Origin of the sequence: Microcoleus sp. Pol17C6 (genome assembly GCF_036701145.1) — a bacterium.
GTDB lineage: Bacteria > Cyanobacteriota > Cyanobacteriia > Cyanobacteriales > Microcoleaceae > Microcoleus.
This window is the reverse complement of the sequence record NZ_JAUBQH010000009.1, coordinates 72,465-89,268: the sequence shown is the minus strand read 5'-3', so window position 1 is coordinate 89,268 and position 16,804 is coordinate 72,465. Positions and strand designations below refer to the sequence as shown.

12 protein-coding genes and 1 pseudogene are annotated in these 16,804 nt (G+C 44.3%); 5 read left to right on the top strand and 8 right to left on the bottom strand.

All coding sequences use genetic code 11. The annotated features are described in order from the left end of the window. Nucleotides 1-225: 225 nt before the first annotated feature. A complete protein-coding gene (locus QUA25_RS07190; protein ID WP_333036696.1) occupies nt 226-1,530 on the bottom strand; it encodes an aspartate aminotransferase family protein in 1,305 nt (434 codons plus the stop codon). A 327-nt stretch (nt 1,531-1,857) separates the two neighbouring features. Continuing rightward, complete coding sequence (locus QUA25_RS07185; protein WP_333036693.1) at nt 1,858-2,895, bottom strand: adenosine deaminase; 1,038 nt, start codon at nt 2,893-2,895, stop codon at nt 1,858-1,860. 255 nt (nt 2,896-3,150) lie between these two features. Here QUA25_RS07185 and QUA25_RS07180 point away from each other — a divergent pair, with 255 nt between their 5' ends. The 5 genes from QUA25_RS07180 to QUA25_RS07160 all read left to right on the top strand — a co-directional run bounded on the left by QUA25_RS07180 (nt 3,151) and on the right by QUA25_RS07160 (nt 9,464). Beyond that, nucleotides 3,151-4,488, top strand: coding sequence for an adenylosuccinate synthase (locus QUA25_RS07180; RefSeq protein ID WP_333036692.1), 1,338 nt, complete (start codon nt 3,151-3,153; stop codon nt 4,486-4,488). A 183-nt stretch (nt 4,489-4,671) separates the two neighbouring features. After that, nucleotides 4,672-5,277 carry a 50S ribosomal protein L25/general stress protein Ctc gene (locus tag QUA25_RS07175; protein WP_333036690.1) on the top strand — a complete coding sequence of 202 codons (606 nt, stop codon included), beginning with the start codon at nt 4,672-4,674 and terminating at the stop codon, nt 5,275-5,277. Between the two features lie 152 nt (nt 5,278-5,429). Continuing rightward, nucleotides 5,430-5,648, top strand: coding sequence for a hypothetical protein (locus QUA25_RS07170; protein ID WP_333036689.1), 219 nt, complete (start codon nt 5,430-5,432; stop codon nt 5,646-5,648). 96 nt (nt 5,649-5,744) lie between these two features. Continuing rightward, on the top strand, nt 5,745-8,450 hold the full coding sequence (locus QUA25_RS07165; RefSeq protein WP_333036688.1) for a tetratricopeptide repeat protein: 2,706 nt from the start codon (nt 5,745-5,747) through the stop codon (nt 8,448-8,450). A gap of 93 nt (nt 8,451-8,543) precedes the next feature. After that, nucleotides 8,544-9,464 (top strand): methyltransferase domain-containing protein, encoded by a 921-nt coding sequence (locus tag QUA25_RS07160; RefSeq protein WP_333036686.1) that lies wholly within the window; start codon nt 8,544-8,546, stop codon nt 9,462-9,464. Nucleotides 9,465-9,511: 47 nt separating this feature from the next. Here the strand turns inward: QUA25_RS07160 and QUA25_RS07155 are convergent, their stop codons facing one another. From QUA25_RS07155 to QUA25_RS07130, 6 genes and pseudogenes are all read right to left on the bottom strand, one after another. Continuing rightward, complete coding sequence (locus QUA25_RS07155) at nt 9,512-10,711, bottom strand: glycosyltransferase (protein WP_333036684.1); 1,200 nt, start codon at nt 10,709-10,711, stop codon at nt 9,512-9,514. A 43-nt stretch (nt 10,712-10,754) separates the two neighbouring features. Beyond that, nucleotides 10,755-12,008 carry a glycosyltransferase gene (locus QUA25_RS07150; protein WP_333036682.1) on the bottom strand — a complete coding sequence of 418 codons (1,254 nt, stop codon included), beginning with the start codon at nt 12,006-12,008 and terminating at the stop codon, nt 10,755-10,757. Between the two features lie 66 nt (nt 12,009-12,074). After that, entirely contained in the window at nt 12,075-13,331 is a 1,257-nt protein-coding gene (locus QUA25_RS07145; protein ID WP_333036679.1) for a glycosyltransferase family 4 protein, read from the bottom strand. A 56-nt stretch (nt 13,332-13,387) separates the two neighbouring features. Beyond that, nucleotides 13,388-14,248 carry a methyltransferase domain-containing protein gene (locus QUA25_RS07140; RefSeq protein WP_333036676.1) on the bottom strand — a complete coding sequence of 287 codons (861 nt, stop codon included), beginning with the start codon at nt 14,246-14,248 and terminating at the stop codon, nt 13,388-13,390. 24 nt (nt 14,249-14,272) lie between these two features. Continuing rightward, nucleotides 14,273-16,345 carry a glycosyltransferase gene (locus QUA25_RS07135; protein WP_333036674.1) on the bottom strand — a complete coding sequence of 691 codons (2,073 nt, stop codon included), beginning with the start codon at nt 16,343-16,345 and terminating at the stop codon, nt 14,273-14,275. 128 nt (nt 16,346-16,473) lie between these two features. Continuing rightward, a pseudogene (locus tag QUA25_RS07130) lies at nt 16,474-16,804 on the bottom strand (chromosome partitioning protein ParA); the annotation flags it as partial.

The following is a 16,804-nucleotide window of genomic DNA, read 5'->3' as shown; positions in this document are numbered from 1 at the left end:
TTTCAATTTTTTGAACCATTTTCAACAAGCCTTCTATGGGCGGGCAGGATGCCCACCCAACAATAAATTCACTCTTTGTGGAACAGGCATCTTGCCTATTCTTAAAAATAGTACAAAGAGTGAGTTTAATGGCGGGCAGGATACCCACCCCACAATATAAATTCACTCTTTGTGGAACAGGCATCTTGCCTGTTGTTTATCATGGGGCAATATCTCAGTTTAATCTCACTCCATCTCCTGCAAAACCCCTGTCAAAATTTCCACAAGGCGATCGATATGTTCCTTCTCAATAATCAGCGGTGGCGACAAAGCAATAATATCACCCGTCGTCCGAATTAGCAACCCTTTTTCATAGCACTGAAGAAAACAATCAAAAGCCCGTTTCCCAGGCTTCCCAGCAATAGATTCCAACTCAATACCCGCTACCAGTCCCAGATTCCGAACATCAATTACGTGCCGCACTCCCTTCAAAGAATGCACCGCATCTTCCCAGTAACCAGCCATCTTATCGGCTCGTTCAAATAACCTTTCTTCCTCATAAATATCCAGGGTCGCCAGAGCAGCCGCACAAGCCAGAGGATGACCAGAATAAGTATAACCGTGAAAAAGCTCGATCGCATTTTCAGGAGCATTCATAAAAGCATCATAAATGCCTTCTTTCACAAACACCGCCCCCATCGGCACCGTACCGTTAGTTATCCCTTTCGCCGCCGTCACAATATCGGGAACCACCCCAAAATATTCCGTAGCAAAACTAGAGCCGAGTCGCCCGAATCCGGTAATAACCTCATCAAAAATTAGCAGAATTCCGTATTTGTCGCAAATCGCCCGCAGCCGCTCCAAATAACCTTTCGGGGGAATCAAAACCCCTGTAGAACCAGCCACAGGTTCCACAATTACCGCTGCAATATTCGACGCATCGTGCAAAGCGACAATCCGCTCCAATTCATCCGCCAAATGCGCTCCCCATTCCGGTTGTTTGCGGCTGAAAGCATTGTGTTCGAGATTGTGAGTGTGAGGCAAATGATCGACTCCCGTGAGCAAACTGCCAAAAAACTTGCGGTTTGTACCGATACCGCCGACAGAAATTCCCCCAAAACCAACGCCGTGATAGCCGCGTTCCCTACCGATTAATCTTTGGCGAGTTCCTTCACCTTTCACCCGGTGATAAGCAATCGCAATTTTTAAAGCAGTTTCTACTGATTCCGAACCCGAATTAGTAAAGAAAACGCGATCGAAATTGCCCGGAATCATCTTCACCAAACGTTCCGCCAATTCAAAAGCACCCGGATGTCCCATCTGAAAAGCCGGAGAGTAATCCAAACGCAAAACCTGCTGTTTAACTGCTTCGGCAATTGTCTCGCGGGCGTGTCCTGCATTCACGCACCACAGCCCCGCAGTACCATCTAAAATTGAGCGGTTATCATCGCTTGTAAAGTGCATATCTTTTGCCGAAACCAATATTCGCGGATTGGCTTTAAACTGTCGGTTTGCCGTGAATGGCATCCAGTAAGCGTCCATATTTGTCATCGTTTTTTTATCTTTTTATATTGATGATTCTGCCTCCAGACTATAACTTGCTACCGATCGCCGATCGCCCGACGCTTATTATAATTTTACAAAACACCTCTCTCCCTCTTTCTATCTTTTCTATCTCCTCTGCGCCCTCTGCGCCCTCTGCGGTTAGTAAAAAAATATCATTCACAAATGAAATAAAATCACTGCCGCAATCCTAAATCTTGGCGATGGCTTTCCTACCCGCAGAGATATCAGAGAAAAAACCCGGTTCATTAATTAACATAAAAAAACCGGGCTTTTAAGGAACCTAAAAACTTGATGTTTAATGACAAAAACTAGCTAATTAACGATCGCCCCCACAGACTCATGCTGCAACAAACCAGTTAGCATTTTCACAGGCCGCTCCCCGTAGGGCCACGCGAAAGCATGGCGGAAAGCAGCTTCTTGACACGCTTGCAACTGCCGAAAATCAATGATATCCAAAGTTAACAAATTCTCGTACTCAAAAGGCAGCCGCACGTTGTGCAATCCCGCGTTGTCGGTACAAATGGCAATATCGACACCAGCTTCAAAACATCGATCGAACACAACCTTCAATTCGCGCATATCCTGCAACGTCCCCGTTTTGAGATAGGTAGTCGGGCAAACTTCCAAGCATTGACCCCTGCGCGCGACTTCTGGCAGCAGTTCGGGATATTTTAATGGAATTTGAATCCCGTGGCCGATCCGCATCAAATAGGGCAAAAGTTCGGGATAACAGCCAGAGGTAGTTTCGTAGAGGTGGCCGGTAGTTTTGATGCCGATCGACCTCGCATACTGGTACAATCCGACAAACTCCTCCAAACGCTCGCCAATACAATCATCGCCCCCAGCTATATCGATCGCGCAAACATATTCTCGCATCCCGGCCGCCAAATCTACGATCGCCCGATTCACTTCATAAGGCAAACGCGAGTGCATACACAAAATTTGGCTGGTAACAATCGGACAATCGCTAATTTGACTGGCCTTGCCCACAACCTTTACAATTTCTGCCATCAAATCAATGCGTTCTGACTGTTCCAAATGTTCTGGAGTCCGCAAATAAGGCGTATAGCGCAACTCCAAATAAGCCATATTTTCAAACACGTAAGCGCCCCGCATCAACCGATAGATAAAATAAGGCAAAGTCTCAACAGTTTGAACGCTTTCTACCAGCGTGTGCAGTTCCAAATACTCATTGAGAGTATTGCGCGGACGAGTGTAAAATTCCTCAAAATCCGAGTATTTTTGAAATCGATTAACCATCTCAGCATTGTGGCGATCGAAATACCGCCACAGCACCCTAGGAACGACAGAACCGCCCAGATGGCGGTGCAACTCAGCGTGTAAAGTCATGGCAAAAAAGCCTCAATTTTCTCGATTGTAACAAAAATTAATTTGACCGAAAGCAATTGGGTGTGTTGCCCCCGGACTCGTCAGTGGATCGGCTCTCACTAATTTGCGTATCCGATCGACCTGCGAACCGATGTATCCGTGGCGTAGCCTCTCAAATCTCAAATCCAAAATCTAAAATTTAAAATTGATTGACATTTGGGACGCATTCATAGATAATCGGAGATTGTGTCAACCTGAACTGAACGCGAGAAACCCTTGGCTAACGTAGTTGTGATCGGCGCCCAGTGGGGCGATGAAGGAAAAGGCAAAATTACCGATTTGCTCAGCAAATCCGCAGATATCGTTGTCCGCTACCAAGGGGGCGTCAACGCGGGTCATACCGTGGTAGTTAACGGTCAGACTTTCAAGCTGCACTTAATTCCGTCTGGGATTCTCTACCCTGATAAAGAGTGTATTATCGGCTGCGGTACGGTCATCGACCCCAAAGTTTTAATTGCAGAGTTAGATCAGCTAGAGGCACTGAATATTTCAACGGCCTCGCTGATGATTTCGGAAACTGCTCACGTAACGATGCCCTATCATCGATTAATTGATGTAGCATCGGAAACGCAGCGGGGAAATTATAAAATCGGGACGACGGGACGCGGAATTGGCCCTACTTACGCCGACAAGTCCGAACGCACTGGCATTCGGATGCTCGATTTAATGGACTTGGAAGGGTTGCAAGAACAACTGGAATGGACGATTAATTGTAAAAATGTCCTTCTCGAAAAACTCTACAATTTGCCGCCTTTAAATCCGCAAGATGTAATTGATGAATATCGAGTTTATGCGGAACGTTTGCGACCGCACGTAGTAGATAGTTCCCTGAAAATTTATGAGGGAATTCACAAGCGGAAAAATATTCTGTTTGAAGGCGCGCAAGGCACTTTATTAGACTTAGACCACGGCACTTATCCTTACGTTACTTCGAGCAATCCCATCGCTGGTGGCGCTTGTGTGGGAACCGGAGTCGGCCCGACAGCGATCGATCGCGTAATTGGCGTAGCAAAAGCTTATACAACCCGCGTCGGAGAAGGCCCCTTCCCTACCGAAATGGTAGATGGAATAGGCGCAATTTTGGGCGAGAGAGGTGCAGAATTCGGCACTACAACGGGCAGAAAACGCCGCTGCGGTTGGTTCGACGCGGTAATCGGCCGCTACGCAGTCCGCATCAACGGCCTTGACTGTCTGGCAATTACCAAACTAGATGTTTTGGATGAATTAGAAGAAATAAAAGTTTGCGTTGCTTACGAAATTGACGGCGAAAAATGTGTTGATTTCCCCAAAAGTTCCCGGATATTTGCTCGGTGCAAACCTATTTACGAAACCCTTCCCGGTTGGAAGCAGTCTACGGAAGAGTGCCGGAATTTGGAAGATTTACCGCCGCAAGCATTGGATTATCTAAAGTTTTTGGCAGACTTGATGGAAGTGCCGATCGCAATTGTTTCTCTCGGTGCCAGCCGCGACCAAACTATTATTGTAGAAGACCCGATTCACGGCCCGAAACGCGCTTTGCTTTCTGCAGACGGCCATCCCGCCAAACCATTTTAGGTTTGAGATTTTAGATTGGGAAATATTGATGGGGAGATTGGGTGAGTTGAAGAGACCGAGATTCGGAGAATAGCCAAATTCCCAATTCCCAATTATTATCAAATATTCAGCGAATTTAATTAACTTCGATCGCTGTAGCATAAATTTGATAAAATGTAAAAACAATCAACAGAAAGTCATAAAATGGAACTCGCAGTAGAATGTCAAAAGCGGGCAGAAGGCAGCAAACCTAACGCCCTCCGCCGCTCTGGATTGATTCCCGCCGTCCTCTACGGCCACAAAGGCTCTGAATCTATTTCCCTTACCATCAAAGCCAAAACAGTTGAACACCTGCTGAAAAAGCACGTAGTCAACAATACCCTAATTGACCTCAGCATTCCCGACCTCTCTTGGAGCGGAAAAACCTTGCTGCGTGAAGTTCAAGTTCATCCTTGGAAAGGCTATCCTTACCACCTGAGCTTTTTCTCCGTAGCAACTCAAGACAGCCTGGAAGTTGAAGTGTCGCTGAATTTTGTCGGCGAAGCTGTCGGCGTCAAGTTAGAAGGCGGCATCTTGGATACCGTGCTGACGCAACTAGCAGTTAAGTGCAAACCTGACAGCATTCCTGAAGGAATTGATGTAGATATTTCTAATTTAAAGGTTGGGGATGCGCTGCACATTCACGAATTAGTTTTGCCTGCGGGAGTGGTAGCTCTCGGCGAACCAGATCAGGTGGTTGTTACCGTGCTGGGAATTCAAGCAGGTTCTGAAGCCGAAGACGCAGAAGAAGACGCAGCCGCAGCAGCTTAATTAGTAATTGCTAATAGTTGTTAACTCATGGTTGCAAAAAAGGGCGATCGCTTTCTCGCAAAAGGGCGATCGTTTTTTGCTAAAAAGGCTATTCTCGTTTGGGTTCGATCGCCGATTTTGCGCCGTTTGTAATATTTTTTAGGTGGACTCCCTTGCGCCGTCCACAACAAAGCCTCCCACAAGCAAGAAGCGGCATTGTTTACTTTGCTTTACAAAACGGGCGATCGACCGGAAGGTACAAAAGTCTGGACGGGCGCGCAAATCCGCCAGAAACCGTACTGAATTCTTACATATTTAGCCGTAAAATCAAAAAATCAGCCGAGAATCCCGGTTCCTCGCCAGCAGCGGGAATCAAAAAAATTAAGAATTAGGGGAACAAGCCCGCTACTCTTAGTGTCAAACGCGAGTATAATTGTGAAACGTTTAGACTACCTTATTTAATTCCTGCCTCTGGAGCCGCCGCCCATATGCCATCAACAGTGAATACAGAATCAACAGCGGTGCAATTTAACCAACAGGGAGAAACATACTTATCCCAAGGAAAAATAGAAGAAGCGATCGCATCCTGCGAGCAAGCTTTGAAGATTCACCCCAATTTTGCACCGGCTTACAAGACTTTGGGCAACGCGCTGCAAGCTCAAGGCAGGATGGAAGAGGCGCGGCACTGGTACGCAAAAGCGATTGAAATAGAACCGAATTTTGCGGAAGTATACGCGAATTTAGGTAGTCTTGGCGCGCAGCAGCAAAAATGGCAGGAGGCGATCGGATTTTATCAAAAGGCGATCGCTATTAAGCCGAATTTCGCGGGAGTGTACCGGAATTTAGCAAAAGTATTCGGACAAATTAGCAAACCGGAAGAAGCCCAGCAGTGCTGGTATCAAGCATTTAGTTTGGAACCGGAAAAAGTAGCGCCTGGGGAACACTTGAATATGGGCGACGCTTTTTTTCGGCAGGAAAAATACCCCGAAGCGATCGCTTGTTACGATCGCGCCATAAAATTAAATCCTAATGTGGCGACTGCTTACCAAAATTTGGGCGAAGCGCTAAAAAAACAAGGCAAGTTAGAGGAAGCGACAGCATATTATCGCAAAGCTATTGAACTGAACGCAGCTCATGCGAGAAACGGCAGCGAGGGACAGCAAACTTTGGCGGGTGCCACTGCGAAAAACGGTGCAGTTAAGCAGCAGCCGGCAGCAACGGCAGTCAAGCAGCCAGTGCAGCAGCCAGTGCAGCAGCCAGTGCAGCAGCAGCCAGTTAATTCTAAAATTAATATAGAAGATCCAGAAGCATACAAAATATTGGCAGAAGGCTATTTTGCTCAAGGCAAATTGGAACAGGCGATCACAGCTTGCAAGAAGGCGCTGCAAATTAAGCCGGAAGCACCGCTTTACAAAATGCTGGGCAACGCCCTGCAAGCTGGTGGCAAAATTGATGAAGCTAAAAGTTGCTATGTCAAAGCAATAGAAATTAACCCAAATTTTGCCGAAGCATACGCTAATTACGGCAGCATATGTGCCCAGCAAGAACAGTGGCAGCAAGCGGTTTCAGCTTACGAAAAGGCGATAGCCCTGAAACCGGATTTTGCAGGTGCTTTCCGCAATTTTGCGAAACTGTTAAGTCAGTTAGGCAAGTCGGAGGAGGCGGCTGAGGCTTGGTATCGAGCATTTGCGATAGACCCAAAATCCGGAACGGCTGAGGAACACGAGAATTTAGCCAGAACTTTGATCGAGCAAGGTAAGGTAAATAAGGGAATTGAGTGTTACCGGCGCGCGGTTGAGTTGAACCCAAATGCTGGTGCAGCTTATCACGAATTGGGCGAAATTCTTAAGGGTCAAGAAGAGTGGGAAGCGGCGGTAGATGCTTACACTAATGCTATTAGAAACAATCCTGATCTTTCTTGGTCGCACAACAATTTAGCTGAGTCGCTGGTTAAGTTGGAACGGTGGGAAGAAGCTGTAAATGCTTACCGCAAGGCGATCGAATTAAATCCTGATTTTAGCTGGTCTCACAACAATTTAGCGGATGTGTTGCTGAAGTTGGAACGGTGGGAAGAAGCTGTAGAGTCTTACCGGAAAGCAACAGAATTAAATCCAGATTTCAGTTGGTCGCACAACTATTTAGCAGACGCGCTAATTAAACTAGGAAGGTGGGATGAGGCAATTTCGGCTTACCAAAGGTCGATCGAACTCAATCCCGACCATTTTTGGGCGCACAACAATTTAGCAGAAGCGCTGGTGAATTTGGAACGTTGGGATGAGGCAGTTGTTGCCTACCGGCGTGCTAACGAAGTTAATCCGAATTTCTTCTGGTCGCAGAGCAAATTGGGTGACGCGCTGCTAGAAAGGGAAAAATGGGAGGAAGCGATCGATGTTTACCGACGCGCGGCCGAGTTAAATCCTGATTTTCCGTGGACTTATTACAACATGGCAACGGCTTTTGAGAAGCTGGAACGGTGGGATGAGTCGATCGCCGCTTACCGCCGCGCTGCGGAAATTCAGGCGGATTTGCCGTGGCTTTCGCAAAAGTTGGCTGATGCTTTGAGGATGCGATCGCAGTGGGATTTGCAGGAGGCGATGCGTTTGTATCGGCGGGCGATTCAGGAGAATCGTGATGACGTGCAGTTGTATCACAAGGCGCTGGAGATTGCGCCGAATGATGCTGACCTTTATGTTGAGTTGGCGGATGCTTTGGTGCGGCACAGTTGGCCGGATGGGGCGATCGTCTTTTATCAGATGGCGTTGCAGGTAAATCCCGAATGCGGTGAGGCGCACTTGCATTTGGGGTTGATATTCGCGCAAAAGAATGATAGTGAGCGGGCGATCGCTTGTTACCGCCGCGCTATTGAGGTTCAACCAAATGAGTATAAACCTTACCAATTGTTAGGCGATGCTTTGAGTGCAAAAGGTCAGCGGGAGGAAGCGATGAACTGTTACCGCCGCGCGATCGAGTTAAAACCTGACGATCCGTATATCCACAACAATTTAGGAGATATGCTGCGACATCAAGGAGATGTGGAGGGAGCGATCGCTTGTTACCGCCGCGCCCTGGAACTGAACCCTGATTTCTCTTGGTTCCACTATAATTTAGGCGAAGTCTTGACTAAAAAAGGGCAAATAGATGAAGCAAGTGCTTGTTACCGTCGCGCCTTAGAGCTAAAACCCAAGATTTTCTAATTTTGACTGCGATCTGGTATACATTTCGCACTTTAATGTCGGAAAAATAATACTATTACCCTACACCAGTCAATCGAAATTAGAGGAACCGAAATGAAACCGGAAGAAGCTCAGCGTCTAGAATCAAATATTCAAAAGACTTTATCTATTCATGCTAAAAACGACAAGAGTTATCTGTGGATGGCATATTGGGTGCTCTTTGAACGTGAAGCAGATCCAGATGGGTTAGAAGGTTGGTTGGACGAAATTAGTGCAGGTGTGTCTCGAGCTGCTGTCATCCAAAAGATGATTGAATCAAATGAATTTCAAGAACGCCTTGTAGGTGTAGGAGGCGAAAACCCACTTAGTAAACTTCACAAGGCCAGAATGGAAATGGTTAGAACACTGCTTCCACCTGGTAAAGTTATTTTAGACATCGGAGGTTATTCTGGCTCCGATGAAAGAGGCGCTTTGTTACAGTTGGGCTATCCTTATCTACCGGAAAAGCTATACATTTTAGACTTTCATCCCGACAAAATGATGTTTCCTGGTCCGGAATGGTCGCAACAGGTTAACTACCAAGGCTGTGAGATTGAATATGTCTATGGAAGCATGGCAGACTTAACCTGCTTTCAGAAAAATTACTTTGACCTAATTTGGTCGGGAGAGTCAATAGAACACGTCACTGTAGAGGAGGCTGAAAAAGTTCTTTCAGAAGCCTACAAGTTATTAAAACCCGGGGGAATATTGGCACTAGATACCCCAAACAGGCGAGCTACAAAAGTACATAGTCCTGATAGTTACATCCATGCCGAACACAAGATAGAATATTATTATGAAGATTTGTGCAAGCTTATAGAGAAGCACAACTTTAAAATCCTTCAGACTAAGGGACTTATCGATCTTTCAACATCGCTCGCTACCTCTAGTATGGAGCATTTCTATCAGGAGTTTATTCAGGGCGAACTCATCAATGATAATCCCGATAATTCTTATTGTTTCTACATCTGCTGCGTGCGACCAGAGAATAGTTAGGATTGTTGATAAGTGTAGCCCTATTTTGTTGTCTGAACGTTTTGCAGTTAAAACCTTGAGTGATCTAATTCTCTTTGAGCTTGCAGCGCCGCTTGCTTCCAAGCTTGAGCTTGCGATTCAAACAACTTTTTCTCTTCTATTGTCCTCATAATATATTCCAGGCGATGTCTAATTTTTTGACCAATAACCTCTGGATTGAATAAAGACCTAATCTCCTTAGCTGCTCTCGCTCCTACTTGCCGTGCTTGCGGATAATTTTCAAAAACATACTTCATGAGCGAAGCTGTATGATCTATATCCGGCTCAGCCCAGATACTACCTTTTGGGTAAAGCCCATAAGCTTCAGTCGTTGCCACTAAATCGTATTTCACCAAAAAACTATTGCCGACATTCATAAAATCGGTATTGGATGAATAAGCGGTAGCTATGACTGGCTTGCCGTAATACATTGCTTCCGCCATAGTCAAACCAAAACCCTCAGCCCGATGTAGCGATACATAGCAGTTACAATTATCTACTAAGCCATGAACCTCTTCCTTGCTCAAATGCCCTTCGATAAGTTGAATCGATGGCCAGTCTTCTGTCATTGCTTTTAGTTGATCGTACTGATTTTGATAATAATGATGAGGTCGAAACTTAATAATCAGTAAAACATCTTCATCAGACTTCCCAAAAGCGTTTTTAAACGCCTCAATGGTAGCAAAAGGATTTTTTCGCTCAAAACCGCTACCCATGTCGAACATGAACAGAAAAATAAATTTTTCTTTAGGTAATCCTAAAGATTCTCTCCCCAACTCGTTGGGCGGTAAATAAATGCTAGGCGGTAATTTCACAACTGGAAGAGGCGAGACATCGGAAATGGTTTCAGCAGTATAATTACTGTAAGTCCAAACCTCATCAAATCGATTAAAAGCTCCCATCCAAATATCAGGAAATACCGGAAGTTCCCAAATCCAAAAACCAATATTATAGCGATCATTAAAATATGCAGGATCTATAGAGTTCAACAGTGACTCGTGAGGGTTGGTATGGACGATATTAATGGGATAAGAAGGCTCGCTGGAAAAATTTTTGTATGTATAATCTAAGTTGCGTTGCGAATCTTCTTTCATATCCTTGATTGTGAAAGGAATGTTAGCTGCTTCTATCGCTCTGATAGTACCTCGCACACCCCCGCCCAAACCAAACTCCCCACTCACATGACCGATAATATTAACTCCAAACTTAAAATTTGTGTGATTGAACATGATTGAACTCCTAATAAGAAATATCTACAGTAAATTAAATTTTTTAAGTCTTAAGAAGCCTTTGGTGTTGCGCTAGCTCAGATTGAATTTGCTGTGTTGTCTGCCGCCAAACTTCGATTTGGGACTGGGCAAAACCCGTCTCTTGCTGCATCTGATGAATGCGGGTTGACCAGTTTGTAGATTGGTTCATCCGGTTTCTAATGATTTCCAAGCGATTTTTGATTTTCGTGCCTTGAAGTTGAGGACTCAGTAAAGACTTAATTTCTTGAGCTGCTCTTGCTCCTACTTGCTGGGCTGCTTGGGGATTTTCAACAACATACTGCATTAATGATGCTGCATGATCGATATGGGGATCTGCCCAGTAATTTCCTTTAAAGTAAGGCCCATAATCTTCGGTCAGCGTCACTATGTCATATTTTACTGGAAAACTATTGCCGACATTCATAAATTCCATATTAGATGAGTAACCAGTCGCGATTACGGGTTTGCCGTAATACATAGCTTCCGCCATTGTCAAGCCAAAACCTTCGGCCCGGTGCAGGGAAACATAGCAGTCGCAATTAGCAACTAAAGCATGAAGTTCTTCTCTCTTTAAATGCCCATCTATAAAGTGAACTGGCCAGCCTGCTGCTTGCGCTTTGAGTTGGTCTCGTTCTTTGGGGAAAAAGTTGCCATTAGAAAACTTGAGTACCAGTAAGACATCTTCATTCGATTGAGCAAAAGCTCGCTTAAATGCCTCCAAAGTAGCAAAGGGATTTTTGCGACCTATGGTACTGTGGAAGTCAAACATGAACAAAAAAATAAATTTGTCTTGGGGTAATCCTAATGCTTCTCTCTCAAATGACGGTTCGGGAAATTCAAGGCTGGACATCATCTTAATCACAGGGACGGGGGATACGGGTGCGATCGCTTCAGCGCAGTAATTGCTATAAGTCCATATCTCGTCAAATAAAGAAAAAGCGTACAGCCACCCTGGAGGAAATATCGGCAGTTCCCAAGCCCAGAAGCCAATATTGTATCGACCTTTAAAGCATTCGCGATCTACCATGTTGAAAACAACGGGTTCTGGCAGAGTGTGAATCAGGTTAATGGGATAGGGATTTTGCTCGGAAAAACTTGTGTAGCTGTTATCTAAATTTCGATGCCAATCTACCTTAATATCCTTGAGTGCATAGGGAACACCAGCAGCTTCGATCGCTCTGAGAGTGGCCCTCGAACCTTCTCCCAGACCATATTCACCGCTCAGGTGTCCGATAAAATTGATGCCGAAATTAGAATCTCTTGTTTGATTTAACATCTTCGTCTTTTACTTAAGAAATATCTCGAATAAATGCTTGAGAATTAAGCGCTATTTTCGTGGAAATTAAGAGTATTTTGCTAACTCTTTCTGTACCTGTAATGCTGTCTGCCTCCAAGCTTGGGCTTGACGAGCCAATAGATCTCTTTCTGTCTGAAGTTCATGGAACCGATTTGACAACTGGGTAGGATTTAGATGTGCCCTGATAAATTCAAGGCGATTTTTTATTTTTATACCTACAGCTTGAGGATTTAATAAAGACCTGATTTCCTTGGCTGCTATTTTTCCTGTTTTCTGAGCTTCCTGATAATTCTCAAATACATACTTCATCAAAGACGCAGCATGATCGATATCTGGTTCCGCCCACACACTGCCTTTGGGGTAAGCCCCATAATCTTCTTTTGTTGTCACCAGTTCGTATTTAACCGGAAAACTATTGCCAACATTCATAAATTCCATATTAGATGAATAGGCTGTGGCGATTACTGGTTTGCCGTAGTACATGGCTTCAGACATTGTTAAACCGAAGCCCTCAGCCCGATGCAAAGACACATAACAGTCACAACTATTAACCAAAGCATGAATCTCTTCTTTTTGCAAATGTCCGTCTATAAACTGAAGAGATGACCAACCCTCAGCTAAATCCATTAGTTCCTGTCGCCGTTGCGGAAAAAGATGAGCATTGGCAAACTTGAGAACGAGTAAAACATCTGGATTAGATTTACCAAAAGCTCGTTTAAATGCGTCAACGGTGGCAAAGGGATTTTTCCGTTCAAAGGAACTGCCAAAGTCAAACATGAATAGAAAAATAAACTTATCTTTGGGTAAGTTGAGGTTGTCTCTTGTTAATAATGGTTGCGGGAAAGCGAGGCTAACAGGAATTTTGAGTACAGGAACTTGGGACACAGCCGCAAATGCTTCTGCACAAAAATTACTGGTAGTCCAAATTTCATCAAATAAATCAAATGCCCACTGCCATTCAGAGGGAAATACGGGCAGTTCCCATAACCAGACACCTATATTGTATTTGCCTTTGAAATATTCAGAACCAATGCCCGAAAAGTATCCGCCTAAAATTTGCTCAACCCAATTGGGGTTGGTTTGGACTATATTGATTGGATATGGATTGTCATCGGAAAACTTTTTGTAGCTGGTATCGGAGTTAGGTAGCCAATCTATGTTTAGATCCTTAACTGCAAAGGGAATTCGGGCTGCTTCTAGGGCTCGGAGATTTCCTCTAGCAGCTTCTGCTAGCCCAAAATCACCGGTTATATGACCGGCTAAATTAACACCCAAAGAATTATTTAGTTGATGATTTAACATTCGTCTTGCTTTTTGCTGAGTAGAAATGTCTGAATAGGATTGAAAAACGATTTAATCTATGAAGCCTTTTGAATGAGCAGCCCCAAGGATGTTGTGACATATTGTTCTAACTGAAGCTTTAAGTGTATTCCCGACCAGGGCGGTACGTCTATGTGACGATCGAATGGCCCGCTTCCAGTGTTGTAGTTGAGGACTATTTCGTGTCCTTGGCTTGTCAACTCTGCTGCGAGTCTGTCGATGTCCTGCCGTCGAAAAAGTACAGTCTGCTGGTGGTCGATCGTCGCGTCATTAGAAAAAACGTTGAATTCGGTGGTGTGTACTGCTATTCCCCCCGGACGCAGGCACTTAAGGCTGTTTTTGACGAATTGCAGCCCCAGTTCGATCGAGCCGACGTGCTCGAAAGCGCAAGACGAATAGACAAAATCGAAGCCGACCAAATCTGGAGCTATTTTATTCATGTCCGCTATCCGGTACTTTACCAGTGCTGAAAAGCGATGGGGGGGGCAAATGCCGCGATCGTTAAGCGCCTCCAGGGTGGCTGCATATTGACCGGTATCAGCCCATCCCTGCTTCGTGGCTTCCTCTGAATCTAGGTCTGTGGCCACCACTTCGCAGCCTCGTGCAGCCATTACAGCTACGAGTGGTTCCTTGCCGACACCAAAACCGAGTCCGCGCCTGCCTGGTGACATCATCCCTGTCTCTGACAGACACTGAAGGATATAGGCGTATTCCCACAGTTTTCGATGGAATATCGGCTCATGGGGAAGACGAGTTTCCTGACACCAATAGTAGAAGGCATCCGATCGGCACTGGGCCTCTGTGGCCATCTGCGAGACTGGATTGGTTAAGCTTGGCTCGTCATTGATAATACCTAGCTGTCGCTTAAGGGTAGTCGTCGGAGCCTTTTGTTCACTCATAATAATACCGCGCCTCTCCAATAATTATGAGATTATTCTAGTTATGTCTTTCCGCTTTTGTCTCAATTTTAATGCCGTTTGATAAACTTCAATATCATCACTATTGAGAGCTGCTAGCTTAGCCACCATGTTTTTATCACCCAACACCTTGTTTACATAGGTATGATACCCTTGATATTTATTTTGATTATTCCAACCAATTTCTAACTCTGGCCAATCTAGACTTTCTTTCAAGTTGTTTAGATCATCCTGAAAAAATTCTTGGATACCTATAAAGAAAAAATCGGTGATTTCTATTCCTCGCAGGTATTCAGATATAACATTTTGATTTTCCGGCATCTCGGCAAATTCAACTAAATCAGGTTTAGTCTTCTTTACATCTTCTTGAAAAGCATTTTCACTCGCTTCAGTAGGCTTACCAATAAAATCACAATACCCAGAAATTAAACGAGTAATCGGATGCCTCAGCCATGCAATTAGTTTAGGAGAAGAATATAACAAGCATTCTTTGTACCTGCTAGCTGGAAATTGACCGTGAATCACTTGAGTTTGCAGTCTAATTAAACGCTGCTCCAAGATGGTGGCTAAGGGCAATTTGCCATCTTCGCAAAAAACTTGCTCTGCACCGTAAACCTGTTGGAGAACTTTGCCAAATGTTATCCCGGCTGTTTTGGGTACATGAATTGAAATTACTTCTAAACCCAAAGATGAAGCTAATAATTCTTTCTCTACGAGCTTCCACAGCGACTCAAATTCAGGTGATTGTCGCAGTATGGTGAGCAAGTCTTGCCGTGTCCTACTGCCGTTACCTAAATCGTGAATGTGGTGATTTTTCCCTTCCTTATCAGGCTTACGTTTGAGATAAGTCTCATAAGCAACTTCCAAAAATAATCCATCATTCAGACCCTCAGTTTCTTGCAAAAAAGCTTCGTCCTTGAATACAGGGAGTTGAACCTTAGCTTGCGCTAATTCTCTCGTAATCCTAATTTTCATTATCTGTTCAAGGCGATTTCTAATTTTGTTGCCAACAGCTTGCGGACTCAGCAAAGATTTGATATCTTGAGCAGCTTTAGCACCTACTTGCTGCGCTTCCTGATAATTTTGAAAAACATATTGCATTAAAGACGCAGCATGATCAATGTCGGGTTCTGCCCAAACATTTCCTTGCGAGTAAGGGCCATAATTTTCCGCAAGTGTCACTAAATCGTATTTAACAGGAAAACTATTGCCTACATTCATAAATTCCATATTAGATGAGTAGGCTGTCGCTATTACTGGCTTGCCGTAATACATCGCTTCTGCCATTGTCAAACCAAAGCCCTCAGCACGGTGCAACGATACATAGCAGTCACAGCTTTTAACCAAGCCATAAAGCTCTTCTTTCTTCAAATGCCCATCTATTAGGCGAATGGAGGGCCAGTCCTCCGCTTGCTCTTTCAGTTGTTCTCTCTGCTGAGGATGAAAATGTCCGTTAGAAGACTTTATGACGAGCAATACATCCTCATTGTTTGATTGAGAAAAAGCTTGTTTAAAGGCTTCAATAGTACCCAATGTATTTTTGCGTGCTAGCGTACTGTGAAAATCAAACATAAACAGAAAAACAAATTTTCCTTGAGGTAGTCCTAATGCCTTTATGTCCCCAGATGTTGATGGTAGAGCAATACTAGGTGGTAGTTTGAGAACAGGAATTGGTGACTGCCTAGCTATTGTTTCAGCCGTATAATTACTATAAGTCCAAATCTCATCGAATAAATCAAAAGCATAGTCCCAGACGCGGGGTAAAATTGGCAATTCCCAAGCCCAGTAGCCAATATTATATCGCCCCTTAAAATATTCCGAACCCAGACCTTCAATCATTCCATCCCCTGGATTGATATGAATCAGGTTGATGGGGTATTGAATATTTTGAGAAATATTTGTGTAGCTATCATCTAAGTTCCTGTGCCAATCTACTTTAATATCATTAATTGTGAAGGGGATACCTACCGATTCCAGTCCTCTTAGAGTGCCTCTTGCTCCTTCTCCCAAACCATATTCCCCGCTCACGTGACCTACGAAATTAATACCTAAAGAAGAAGTCAGTGTATTTTTCAACATACCAATTATTGTCCTACCCTCAACGGCTTTTAGAAGAATCAATTTATAGACAAATTAATTGTCTAGTAACTTGACATTTTTGATCGCATTTTTTAAGCCAGTAAGTTAATATTGCTGGCTATTTTTATTTAACGTACTGCTACTGACACCTTACCATTAAGGCTGCGCCGCATCAATTCTTTCCATTCCGCTGAATTGATTAGCGAGTTGGTATCGAGGTGGACTCCCTTTTCCGAAGAGAATTGGGAAAATTTTTCTAACCAGTCCAAGATAGTTTCTGTTGGTGATAAAGGCGTACACTTCAAAGATTCTTTGAGAAAGTTAGCCATTCCGTTCAGATCGCCTTTGTGATAAGCGTACCATCCCTCCCACAACAGGAGTTTGTACTGAGTCTGACTTTGTTGCACATCAGCCTGCCTGTGCATGACTGGCGGAAGTTTCAATCTTTCCAATTCTCGC